This window comes from Marinobacter antarcticus (assembly GCF_011049865.1).
In the GTDB taxonomy this organism is placed as follows: Bacteria; Pseudomonadota; Gammaproteobacteria; order Pseudomonadales; family Oleiphilaceae; genus Marinobacter; species Marinobacter antarcticus_A.
Genome location: NZ_DRGY01000016.1, coordinates 1 through 11,498, shown reverse-complemented (window position 1 = coordinate 11,498; position 11,498 = coordinate 1). Strand labels below are relative to the sequence as shown.

Genomic DNA, 11,498 nt, shown 5'->3' with positions numbered 1-11,498 from the left:
CTTCCCTGATCGCCCTTGGCCTGGGTTGGCTGGTGGTGTTCCCACTGCTTTTATTCGCCCGCAAATCCCTTTATCCGGAGTTGACGTGATGAACAAATTCGGTTGTTTACCGTTAGCCGTTGTCCTGGCTTCTATCGTGGCGCCTGCGTCTGCCGACGTGTTCCAGTTTACCGGCACGGCCAGCAGCGGCGAGGGTAAAACCCTGTATGAAGAGCAGCACCGTGTCGAGGGCACGTGTGAAAGCGGCACGTTTCGGCCACTTGAGCACAGCGTAACCTATGTTCACTCAGTCAATGGCAATGCTGAAGTTTTTGGCGACAAGACACTGGACTATCACCAGTCTGCAATCCGTCCGACGGTGAACTTCCAACAGCCAGACTTTCAGGAATCGCTGAAGATTACCTATCCGAATGCTGATTCCGTGTCGGTTGTGCTGCGAGAGCCAGGAGGCGACACAAAGCGTTCCAGCGTGGATTCTTCCGAGAACCTGGTAGTGGATGCAGGTTTTGACAATCTGGTACGGCAGCACTGGGAGGAGGTTACCGGCGGTAAATCGGTAAAGTTCCGCTTTCTGGCCCCAAGCCGGGGAACGGATTATGCCTTTATTCTTGAGCCAACGCAGAGCCAAGCCGTTAAAGCGGATCACGTGATGCAAATCCGCCCTGACAGCATCATGCTCAAATTTCTGGTGGACCCCATTATCCTTGGCTACAACAATCAGGGCGCACTCACAGCCTATTCAGGCCTGACCAACGTGCGTGAAAACGCGGATCAGAATTACACCGCCACTATCCTCTATAATGTGGGCACCTACCCCGAGTGTGGCCTGACTCCCTGAAGCGCTCCCTTGCGAAGCACAGCCGCCGATATCAATGTGCTAAACTCCTGCCGCAACCCACACCGGAGTCTTTAAGGGAGACTTTCAGCCATGATGTTCGTGTCTTTTAACGTCAACAGTATCCGCACCCGCCTGCATCAGCTTGAAGCGCTGATCGAGAGCCACAACCCGGATTTCATCGGGCTTCAGGAAACCAAAGTGCGAGATGAGGAATTTCCGGTGGAGGCCATTCGTGAACTAGGCTATCACGTTCAGTTCCACGGCCAGAAAACGCATTATGGCGTGGCGCTGCTTTCTCGCCTCGAACCGGACCAGGTCGTTAAGGGCTACTCCGGAGATGATGAAATTGCCCAACGCCGCCTGATTACCGGGCAATTTACCGTAAATGGACAAAAGCTCACCGTTATCAACGGCTATTTCCCCCAGGGCGAAAGCCGCGACCATCCGATTAAATTCCCGGCCAAAGAGAAGTTCTATGCCGATCTGATGGCTTACCTGGATGATCTGAAAGCACAGGACAGCCACGTGGTCATCATGGGCGACATGAACATAGCGCCAACCGATCAGGACGTGGGCATCGGCGCCGACAACGCCAAGCGCTGGCTAAGGTCCGGAAAGTGCGCATTTCTTCCTGAGGAGCGGGAGTGGCTCAGCCAGGTTGCGGGGCGAGGTTATACCGATGTCTTTCGCCACCTTCACCCGGAAGAGTCACAAACCTACAGCTGGTTTGATTATCGAAGCAAAGGCTTTGATCGTGAACCAAAACGCGGCCTACGGATCGATTTGATCATGGCCAATGAAAGCCTGTTGCCGAAGGCGCGCGAGGCTGGGGTTTCTTACACATTTCGCGCAATGGAACGCCCATCCGATCACTGCCCTGTATGGGCGACTTTTGAACTCTGAGTTTTGACCGGGTGTGACATGAAAAAAATAAAAACACGCGACCGCATTCTCAATACCAGCCTGTCGCTGTTCAACAGTCTGGGCGAACCAAACGTCACAACGCTGTTGATTTCGGACGAACTGGATATCAGCCCGGGTAACCTGTATTACCATTTCAGGAGCAAGGGCGAGATCGTCGAAGAGCTGTTCACCGCGTTTGAAGCGGAAATACTCGATTTGCTTGCGGTACCGGAAGATGTGGACATCAGCCTGGATCAGCAGAGTTTTTTCCTGCATTTGTTGTTTGAGGCGGTGGCCCGCTATCGGTTTCTGTATCAGGATCTGGTGAACGTGCTATCGCGTTATGAGCGTTTGCAGGTACGTTTCAAGCGGGTTCTCAAGAAGAAAACCGGAGCTTTCAGAAGCATTTGTGAAAGCCTTCGGCGCCAGAACATGATGCACATCGAAAATGATGAGCTGGATTCACTGTGCGAGCAACTAACCCTTACGGCCTGCTATTGGAGCGCGTTCGATACCCTGTCTCATCTTGATGACAGAGACTCCGTGGACCCCGGCCGCGGTGTCTATCAGATGATGCATCTGATGCTGCCTTACTTTGCCGAAGATGAGCAGGAACACGCTAAATTGATCAGCCGGGATTACCTTTAAATCAGCCGAGGCGCCGTTTAAAAAAGTCTTCGTCTGACTATTCTTCTTCATCCTTGCTGATTCGGCTACGGAGCACCAACACCTCCGCCTCAAGGGCGTCTATTCTTTGGGCAAGCACCTCGATATCTTCTGTGCGGTGAATGCCAAGCCGGCGTAACGCCCCGGATACCCGCTCATCAAACAGGTGCTCAAGTTTGTCCCAGGTTCCTGTTGCCCTGCCCCGAACACCCTCAACGCGGTCTTCAACGGAGCGAATCTGCTTTTCTACGGCGCCGCGGGTTTTGTTTTCCAGCTGCTCACCTTCTTGAACCAGACGTTCAAAAAACCGGCCGGTATCTTCTTCTGCCTTGGTATAGGCCCCCAGGCCCGCAAGCCAGATCTGACGGGCCGAACCTTTAATTTTCGCAGCCAACTGCGGATCGTTTTCGGGATCTTTGTCGTTTTCGTCCGTCATGTCACAACCTCTGAAATGGAATAAAGCATTTAAGACACCATTATATTACAGCTAGAAGCCAATTTCAGTCGGCCTGATAGCCGCATAAATAAAGGCGTCGGTATAAAGGCGATTTCTATATGAAAAAATGTTTTCAAACAGAGTGGCCCCCAGCTTGAAGTGTTCAAATTATGGTCAATACTTCTTTATACCGGAGTCTCTGCTGACGCCGGTTTGTCTGAAAGTCTTTCATGGATACTACTCGCACGCCTCTGCCCGGCAACCTTGCCGGGCTTTTTTTGTGCTTTGCATAGAACCTCGTCTCTTGCTCGGCACATCCAGACACCAAGCAGGTGCCAAGCCCCGAATGACCCCGCACCAGTCTGACAGGCGCAATCAGCTGTGAGATGATGCTGTCGATCATTCCTGAACCCGGAGACAAACCCCATGGATATTCGCAAAATTGACGATGTAATTTCCGTTGCGCCTCAAATCATGCCCGCAGATGTGGCAGAGGCCGCACGGCTTGGCTTCAGAACACTGGTGGCCAATCGTCCGAATCAGGAAGAACCTGGCCAGCCTGCCATGGCGGATATTGAGGCGGCTGCCCGTGAAAACGGCATGGCCTGGGTCTATATGCCTGTCGCATCCGGAAATGTGACCGACGCAGACGTGGATCATTTTGCCGAAATGATCCAGGAATCCGAAAAACCCGTATTGGCCTTTTGTCGGACGGGCACTCGTTGCACGGTTCTTTGGGCGTTAAGCGCGGCGCGTGACACCCCTGCACGGGATGTTCTCGTTAAAGCGAGCACCGCAGGCTACGATATGAGCAGCCTTGCACCTCGCATGGCGCAGCAGTTTAAAAGCCCGAAGTAACCACCCCGTTCCAAACGATCAACGCTCAGGATTTACCCTCCCATGCAATACAAAGGTTCAGAGAACTTCCGGCATAACCAGTCGGAGAGGATTGGCGTGCTGGTTACTAATCTTGGTACGCCCGATGCCCCAACGCCCTCAGCGTTACGGCGCTATCTGGCGGAGTTTCTGTCCGACCCGAGGGTTGTTGAGTTGCCTCGTCCGCTGTGGTGGTTAATATTGCACGGCGTGATCCTGCGCATACGCCCCAAGCGCAGCGCAGCGGCGTATGCCAGCGTGTGGCAGCCGGAGGGCTCACCGCTGTTGATTCATACGGCAAACCAGGGTGAACGCATTCAAGAGGCTCTTACCAAGAAGTACGGCCTTGACGTTGTGGTTGGCTTTGCCATGCGTTACGGCAACCCGTCCATTGCACGGGTTCTCGATGAAATGGATCAGCAAGGCGTCAGAAAACTCATGGTACTGCCGCTCTACCCGCAATATTCCGCGTCGACATCGGCATCCACCTTCGACGCGATAGCCAAAAACTTCAAAACGCGACGCTGGTTACCGGACCTGAGATTTATTTCCCACTACCCGGACTACCCGCCCTATATTGAGGCTATGGCGCGACATATTGAGAGTCATTGGTCACATCACGGCCGCAACCAAAAACTGATTCTGTCCTATCACGGCGTGCCTCTGAAGTATCTGACCAGAGGCGACCCATATCACTGTGAGTGCCATAAAACCTCAAGGCTTCTGGCGGAACGGCTCGGTCTGGAAAAAGACAACTACATGACTACGTTCCAGTCCCGTTTCGGCAAAGAAGAATGGCTCAAACCCTATACAGACGAAACGCTTAAAGCCCTTCCCGGTAAAGGCATAAAGACGGTTGATGTGTTTTGTCCGGGCTTTTCATCCGACTGTCTGGAAACCATTGAAGAAATCGATGAAGAGAATCGTGGGTATTTTATGGAATCCGGCGGCGACGGTTTCAGCTACATTACTGCTCTGAACGCAACGCCAGGGCACATTGATGCGTTGGTGCAATTGATAGAAGAGAACCTTCAGGGCTGGCAGTCTCCGAATAACCAGTCCGAAACATTGGCTGCTCGCCAAACCCGTGCGGAGGAGCAGAAAAACGCGATCTACCCTGGCCGCGATCTTTAATGCAAAAGCATCAATGGCGATGGGCTAGGTTTCCGTTTTTTTTATCTCCCAACCGCCCGTCCTTTGCCCTGGAACACCGGGGCGTACCAGCCGCAGATTACTGCCCATGGCACTGATGCGATCACGGGCACCGGTAGGCTCATCCGCGAGGATAATCTCACCGCCATTCATCAGCGCCCGGGCTATGGATACCCTCTGTTGCTGCCCGCCGGAAAGCTGGCCCGGACGGTGATCCATGCGTTTATCCGCCTCTGAGACCTGAGCCTCAACGGTCATCACCGACAAATCTGCAATGCGCATCAGCACCGGTGCCTGCTGATTGACGCTCCATCAGCTGTGCCCTCTGATTACGAAGCTGTGCGCCTACATCCACGTAGTCCCGGGGTTGCAACAAACCGGTAGCCGTCACCAGGTCTTCCAGCACACCTCGCAACAAATTCCATTCAACAAACCCGTTTAATAGATAAAAAGGGCTGGAGCTGAATTGTGAGCAATAATGCGTGCGCATAGTATGCCTGGGGCCTGGTTTTACGTAACATTTACGCGGTGGGAAGTCTGAACGCGCGCGGCTCAGCGAGAGCGCCCATGCGCTACTGACTTTCCTGGTTTTTTCGTGCACTGTCTTTCTCAGCAGATTTTCGAAGTGTCTGCCAAGCAGAGAATATACTTTTTGATGAACCCGCCAACTGAACCACTGATCCACTCATAATTTTCTCCCCGAATTAAGAACGTGTTCAGAGCAGAATTTAGCACTACAAATTCGTATTGCAAATGATTATCATTAAATAGTTTTGAGATTTACCTTCACTAATAATGGTGGAAGCTCACTACACCGAGGGCTTTCGTTTTCTGGAAGGTTTCGAACAGCAATAAACGAGGTTAGATGGAGAGCAATCGGGGGTTACAGCTGTATAGGATTCAACAGGTTCTAGACCATGTTCATGATAATTAGGATAAGCCATTAGCGGTGGCGGCACTGGCAAAACGCTGCGGTCTGTCGCGCTGGCCTGTGGTTTCAGCTGTGACATCAGTTTCAGCCCTAGCTTCAAACAACACTTTGGTTGCGCGCCTGTAAAATACCGCCAGCAACAAACACGCTAAGTTGCATCACAGTGACCGGCCAGAATTACGTTGTGATTTCGTTTCATGGCCCGCTGTCCTCCCTGGCAGATGTTCTCAAATGGTTTTTTCGGGCCTAGCTGCCAAACTCCGGTTGCGAAGCACTTCATGCCTACGACTTTGAACGTTACCCCCGGGATTGCCCCCTTCTGCACCACAGGTGTCTATGGAATATTGGATACCGGTTAAGCTTTGCCGCGCAATGATTTCGTGGGGTGCACCAAACTGTAAAGTATCGCCCCAAAAATATAATAATAATGATTCGCATTATATTTTTGACAGCCTATCCTGTCCGACTCTGAACACAATGGGGCTTTACCATGAAAAGATCTTTTCTCAAACCCTCGATACTGGATCAGCAGGCTCTGGAAATGCGCTATGCGGATGCTGTCGCCGCGGCTCTTCGATACTCGCCCGGCGTCAACACAGAGTTGCGCGGAGAGGCCGTAGGTCGTCTGGATTTGTTCAGCATTCGTGGCTTTATCAACTATCAGAACTACTACGATGGCATGCAACTACTTTACAACGACTGGAACCTTCAGCCGCAAATAGACTTGTTAGCGGTCGAGCACAACTTACTGGTGGGTTTTGATTATCTGGACCTGAAATCAGACGTCATCTATGAGGATACCGCCGGTGGAAACGGCGCTCCCTCTATTGATCTGTTCGATCCAAATCATCAGCAAATTTCACGCTCGACGATCGACATCGCAGACACCCCGTATTCATCTGACTTCAATATTGAGAAAAAACAGTTGGCTGTGTATCTACAAGATCAGGTCAGAATTGACCGGTTTGTGATGATTGGCGGTGTACGCTGGGACGATTTCACCGGCACGGAAAACGGAAAGCAATACGGCACAGCGGTAGACGCGAAGCTCGACCAGGATAATGTTTCAGCGCGAGCCGGAATCATGTACCAAGCCGCAAACGGACTCTCGCCTTACCTCAATTACGCTGAAAGCTTCGAACCACAAACCGGGAGGGATCGAAATGGCAATGAATTTGATGCCTCCATCGGCGACCAGTGGGAATTGGGCGTTAAGTATCAGTCACCGGACCAGCGCACCACCGCCAACCTGGCGTTTTACCAGATTACCAAAGAGAACGTACCCACCCGTGACCCAGCAGGCGGCCCGTATGACAAGATCCAGGCGGGTGCCGTACGCTCGCAGGGCTTAGAGCTGGAAGCTCTGGCTCAGCCTCTGAACAACCTCACCAACGAACGCTATTACAGCTGCTTCGACAGTGCTAATCGCTGGTTTGGTGAGGAGAGAACGTTGGAGGCATCAGTCTCTTATACTTTCTAGTACCCGCTCCACTCATCCCAAATATCCGCTGGGCAAGAACCCACTTGCCCATCCTTCACGAGACCAGAGTAACCATGAGCTTTTTGATCTTGTCAGTTACGCTTCTCAGCGAAGTGCGTAAATGACAGGGATTATTACTAAGATTAAGATTTAGCTTAAACTTAAAAAGCTGTTAGTATAGGAGCCCTATGAACACCACGCTGGAAAGTCTCTATCTTGACCCTCTGGACGGTTTCTCGCCCCCCGGCGTGGGCGAACCGCCCGATCAGAGCTCTATGCTGCGAGCCGCAGACCTGCTTGACACCCAGCGACTGGGCACACAACTAACACGTTTCTCAACTCAATATCGTCAGACTGACCGGCGCGCTGTTGCTTCTCTCTGGTCAAAATGGCATTTCAGCGCACTGATCTCCACAACGCTGGCATCCAACTTATTACTTGACCAAGACCTGCCAATTGGGCTGGACGAAGTCAGCATTGAAGTTGGTTCTGAAGGACAAACCCGCCGTCTGTGGATCACCGATACTGGGCGGCCACTGGCCACTCAAAACGCCCTCACCCGTTTCACCAAACTGATCGACAGTCATCTTGTACCACTGATTACGGCGTTAGCCGACTATTCGGGAGCGTCCCCAAAAGTCTTCTGGAGCAACGCCGGCAACGTCTTTGAATACTTTACTGAAGCGTTGCAAGCTCACCCTCTGGCTAACTCCCGTTCGGTTGAGCCCGCAAGAGAACTGCTTGCCAGCCGCTTTTGGATGGCCGGCGCAACCCTCTCTTCCAGCCGGTAAACTACCTGATCGCTACAACCGGAGAAGGCCACGACCGCCGCCGCCGTCTTTGTTGTATTCGCTACCTTATTCCAGAGTTGGATTACTGCAGCAATTGCCCGCTGATTCGTAAACCCTGATCTCCAAAAGTCGAATTATGAAGATGCCGCGCCAGCATCAGTATCGTCTTAGCCCCCACATGAAATAGGCTCCCCCCAGAAGGGCGGCTACCAGGCCGGCTGGAATTTCCTGAGGGAACAGCACCTGACGCCCCAGCCAGTCTGCGCTTATCATCAATAAAGCGCCGACGATCGCTGAACCTACAAGATGAGGTAGCGCCTTGGAAAAGCCCAGCATTCGGGCAACATGGGGCGCCAGCAAACCCGCAAAGCTCAAGGGCCCGACAATCAGCGTTGCAAATGCGGTCAGTATGGCGACGAGCGCCAGTAGTATAAGCCGAACCCGATCCACACCCAGCCCCAAACCCAGCGCAACGTTGCGACCGAGAGGTAACAAATCCAACCAACGAGCAACCAGAGGGGTTAGCGCCACCATCATGACAGCGAGCAGAAGCGCGCTCAGGCCTGTTGGAAAATCAACGTAATAGGTTGAGCCTGACATCCATGCAATCACTTGTTGAATGCGGGGGTCACCATTGGCAAGAAAGATACTTCTTATTGGCTCAAATAAAGCCGCTATGGCTATTCCGGTAAGGAGCAAACGCTCAGACTGAAATCCGGTGCGTCGATTCAAAAAAATCAAAACGGCAAGCGTGATGACGGCACTCATTGCGCCAGCCAATATAAGCAGCGGCGCGGTGACATTGGTGGAAAAGTAGATAGTGATAATCAATCCAATGGCGGTGCCAGAGCTGATCCCCAGCACCTCTGGGCTGGCCATCGGGTTGCCCGTCATTCGTTGAATGGTCGTACCCGCTAAAGCCAGCAGAACACCGGCCCCCGCTGCTGCCAGAACGCGCGGAAGCCGCCAGTTGACAATGGACTCCCATTGTCCGGTGCCATTGAACACCCAACCTTCGATGGATTGAGTCACGAACAGAGCCACAATTGATGAAACGAGCAGTAACACCAGAAGCCAAAGAAACATTCGAGACGTAGGCTTACTGGCCGCCTGTAAAGTCGTTTTAGCTGTGTTTGGCGCAGTGCTTTTGAGGGATAATCGCGGAATAAGCCAAAGTAATAGCGGTGCCCCCAATAGTCCGGTCATGGCACCGGTTGGAACCATTGAAGGCAACTGTGCAGAATACTGTAGTAAAAGAAGATCGGTCGTTAGCAGCAGCAGCCCTCCGAACACAGGTGCCCAAAGCAGCCGCTGGGCCAGAGTGCGCGCGCCCATCAGTTTGACGATTACCGGCGCAGCCAATCCCACGAAGCCTACGATACCTACCAGACTAACTGCAGATGCAGTAATAAAAACCGACAGACCCAAGGCCAGTAATCGAAGCTTACGCACAGATATGCCGAGACTACTGGCACTGGATTCATTCAATTCCAACAAGCTTAGGGGCCGCGCCATTAATCCGGCTATGATCGCCGCTACGACCAGGCGGGGCAACAAATGCAGGGTGTCGCTCCAGCTATTTTGAGCAAGAGAGCCAGCAGCCCAGATCATCAAGCCGCGAAATTCTTCCTGATGAAAAAGTATCAATACCGTGCTCAGCGCACCGATATAAAGATTAACAACTAAGCCTGCCAAAACCACAGCAACGGGCGCCAGCCCACGATGCCAGGATAATGAAAGCACAATCAGTAATGAGATTGCGCCTCCTGCCAGTGCCACCCATTCACTGCCGAAGGCCAAGAGACCGGGCGCAAAAAGAGTGGCCAGCAAAAGGCCAAGTTGCGCCCCACTGGCAACACCTAAGGTCGTCGGCGAGGCAATAGGATTACGTAAAACTTGCTGCATCAGAACGCCGGCCAGACCGAGCGCTGCACCAACCAATAGGGCGATAGCCATGCGAGGCAGCACACTGAACTGAAACACGGCTGCAGACATCGTTTGGGCTTCAGGCGCAGAGAGCCCGATAGCAAAATCGAAAGCGCCTTCGTTCAAGTCTGGCAGTGTTTGTTTCAACAAATTGAAGGTGATAACAGCGCAGAGGATAACCAGTGGCAAACAAATATACGCTGGAGAGGCCCGCCGATGTAGAGAGATCATAAGTTCTTCAAGCCCAGCTCAGTGGCGTGCTGATCAGTCAGTGCCTGAGACAATTCATCAGCAAAGCGAACTGCGGAAGGTAGTGCACCAAAACTCCACACTGCGGGTAACGATAGAACCCGATCGTGACGAACGGCCGGCAACGCTTGCCAAAGCCTGTTACTGTCAAAAATCCCCTCTGCGCTCATGGGAACCGGATCGACAATCACCAGATATCCCTGAGTAATCAGTTCTTCTATACCGACTGTGGTGTAGCCCCACATATTCGTTTCGCCTTTCCAGGCGTTTTGCAACCCGAGTCGATTGATCACCATGTCGTATAAGCTACCTTTGCCATAAGCACGCACATGACGATCATCAATAAACTGAACGACTAAAAGCGGAGGGGTATCCACGGCAATTGTTTCTTTTATCCGCTCAATTCGCGAGCGATGATGCTCTATAACAGCTTCAGCTTCTGCCGAGCGGTCGGTCAGCTCGCCAACCCGTCTTGTCGTTTCTACAAGGTTTTGCCAAAAATCGTTCTCTGGATTGTATGTGGTCAGCGTCTGAACCGACGCTATCTGTGAAAGAGTGGGCTCTATCGCACTGTACAAAGGGGATATCAGGATAAGATCAAGATTCAATGAAGCAGCTAACTCTCGGTTGGGCTGAGCACGCAGGCCTACATCCACAACCTGTTCAGGAAGTGACGGCTCCACGACCCAGGCCTGATAGTCCTTGATCTGAGCCGCCGCAACCGGTACTACCCCTAAAGACATAAGGGTTTCGACCAGCGTCCAATCAATGGCCGCCACTCGCGGGGCTTCATTCTGCGGTTGTGAATGGCTGGATACCGAAGCTTCGACACTCAGAGACACTAACGTCAGAAAGAAAAACGGCAGTACTAGAAGCCCCCCAACACGGGTCTGTGGGTGACCAAAATAACGGACAAATAGCAACAGATTATCCAAAAAAACTAACATGGCTGGGAAACTGAACCTCTGGCACTCCGCCACACACTCCATTACGGGCCACGAACCCGCAAAGCCGGTTTGCATACGAAGTATTTTTAAGAGAACATAAACGCAACTGATTATTATTATACATTTCGCTGATCATTGCAGCCACTATCCTGGAGCCTTGATGGAGCTACTCGCCATCGTTTTCCGCCAGTACCGCCTCCCCTTCGTTATCATCATGCTTCTGAGCCTAATCAGCGCAGGCGTTGGTATTGGCGTAATCGCGTTCATTAACCAACAGCTGATTGAATCTGCGGGGGCACCGTG

At 52.3% G+C, this 11,498-nt stretch carries 12 protein-coding genes and 1 pseudogene; 8 read left to right on the top strand and 5 right to left on the bottom strand.

From position 1 onward, the window contains the following. The 3 genes from ENI00_RS01875 to ENI00_RS01865 all read left to right on the top strand — a co-directional run. A partial coding sequence (locus tag ENI00_RS01875) for a hypothetical protein (protein ID WP_349740312.1) occupies nucleotides 1–838 on the top strand: 838 nt, incomplete at its 5' end. Nucleotides 839–928: 90 nt separating this feature from the next. Beyond that, nucleotides 929–1,741 (top strand): exodeoxyribonuclease III, encoded by an 813-nt coding sequence (xthA, locus tag ENI00_RS01870; RefSeq protein ID WP_304097985.1) that lies wholly within the window; start codon nucleotides 929–931, stop codon nucleotides 1,739–1,741. Between the two features lie 18 nt (nucleotides 1,742–1,759). Then, complete coding sequence (locus ENI00_RS01865; RefSeq protein WP_304097982.1) at nucleotides 1,760–2,389, top strand: TetR/AcrR family transcriptional regulator; 630 nt, start codon at nucleotides 1,760–1,762, stop codon at nucleotides 2,387–2,389. A 37-nt stretch (nucleotides 2,390–2,426) separates the two neighbouring features. Here the strand turns inward: ENI00_RS01865 and ENI00_RS01860 are convergent, their stop codons facing one another. Beyond that, the gene (locus ENI00_RS01860; protein WP_304097979.1) at nucleotides 2,427–2,843 is read right to left on the bottom strand and encodes a phasin family protein; all 417 of its coding nucleotides are present in this window, start codon (nucleotides 2,841–2,843) and stop codon (nucleotides 2,427–2,429) included. Between the two features lie 426 nt (nucleotides 2,844–3,269). Here ENI00_RS01860 and ENI00_RS01855 point away from each other — a divergent pair, with 426 nt between their 5' ends. Together ENI00_RS01855 and hemH are read left to right on the top strand one after the other, a co-directional pair. Further along, nucleotides 3,270–3,701, top strand: a complete 432-nt coding sequence (locus ENI00_RS01855) for a TIGR01244 family sulfur transferase (RefSeq protein ID WP_304097976.1) — start codon at nucleotides 3,270–3,272, stop codon at nucleotides 3,699–3,701. Between the two features lie 42 nt (nucleotides 3,702–3,743). Further along, the gene (gene hemH, locus ENI00_RS01850; protein WP_304097973.1) at nucleotides 3,744–4,853 is read left to right on the top strand and encodes a ferrochelatase; all 1,110 of its coding nucleotides are present in this window, start codon (nucleotides 3,744–3,746) and stop codon (nucleotides 4,851–4,853) included. A gap of 111 nt (nucleotides 4,854–4,964) precedes the next feature. Here hemH and ENI00_RS01845 read toward each other — a convergent pair. Together ENI00_RS01845 and ENI00_RS01840 are read right to left on the bottom strand one after the other, a co-directional pair. Next, nucleotides 4,965–5,093: pseudogene (locus tag ENI00_RS01845) on the bottom strand (ATP-binding cassette domain-containing protein); the annotation flags it as partial. Nucleotides 5,094–5,118: 25 nt separating this feature from the next. Continuing rightward, nucleotides 5,119–5,361, bottom strand: coding sequence for a hypothetical protein (locus tag ENI00_RS01840; protein WP_304097970.1), 243 nt, complete (start codon nucleotides 5,359–5,361; stop codon nucleotides 5,119–5,121). Between the two features lie 931 nt (nucleotides 5,362–6,292). Here ENI00_RS01840 and ENI00_RS01835 point away from each other — a divergent pair. From ENI00_RS01835 to ENI00_RS18690, 3 genes are all read left to right on the top strand, one after another. Continuing rightward, nucleotides 6,293–7,282: a TonB-dependent receptor domain-containing protein gene (locus ENI00_RS01835; protein ID WP_304097966.1), complete on the top strand. Its 990-nt coding sequence runs from the start codon at nucleotides 6,293–6,295 to the stop codon at nucleotides 7,280–7,282. Between the two features lie 188 nt (nucleotides 7,283–7,470). Continuing rightward, nucleotides 7,471–8,073 carry a siderophore-iron reductase FhuF gene (fhuF, locus tag ENI00_RS01830; protein ID WP_304097963.1) on the top strand — a complete coding sequence of 201 codons (603 nt, stop codon included), beginning with the start codon at nucleotides 7,471–7,473 and terminating at the stop codon, nucleotides 8,071–8,073. Then, nucleotides 8,037–8,192 carry a (2Fe-2S)-binding protein gene (locus ENI00_RS18690; protein WP_414674192.1) on the top strand — a complete coding sequence of 52 codons (156 nt, stop codon included), beginning with the start codon at nucleotides 8,037–8,039 and terminating at the stop codon, nucleotides 8,190–8,192. The genes fhuF and ENI00_RS18690 overlap by 37 nt, the downstream gene beginning before the upstream one ends. A gap of 37 nt (nucleotides 8,193–8,229) precedes the next feature. Here ENI00_RS18690 and fhuB read toward each other — a convergent pair whose 3' ends face one another. Further along, nucleotides 8,230–10,188, bottom strand: a complete 1,959-nt coding sequence (fhuB, locus tag ENI00_RS01825; protein ID WP_304097959.1) for a Fe(3+)-hydroxamate ABC transporter permease FhuB — start codon at nucleotides 10,186–10,188, stop codon at nucleotides 8,230–8,232. Between the two features lie 38 nt (nucleotides 10,189–10,226). Then, on the bottom strand, nucleotides 10,227–11,195 hold the full coding sequence (locus tag ENI00_RS01820; protein WP_304097957.1) for an iron-siderophore ABC transporter substrate-binding protein: 969 nt from the start codon (nucleotides 11,193–11,195) through the stop codon (nucleotides 10,227–10,229). Nucleotides 11,196–11,498 lie beyond the last annotated feature (303 nt).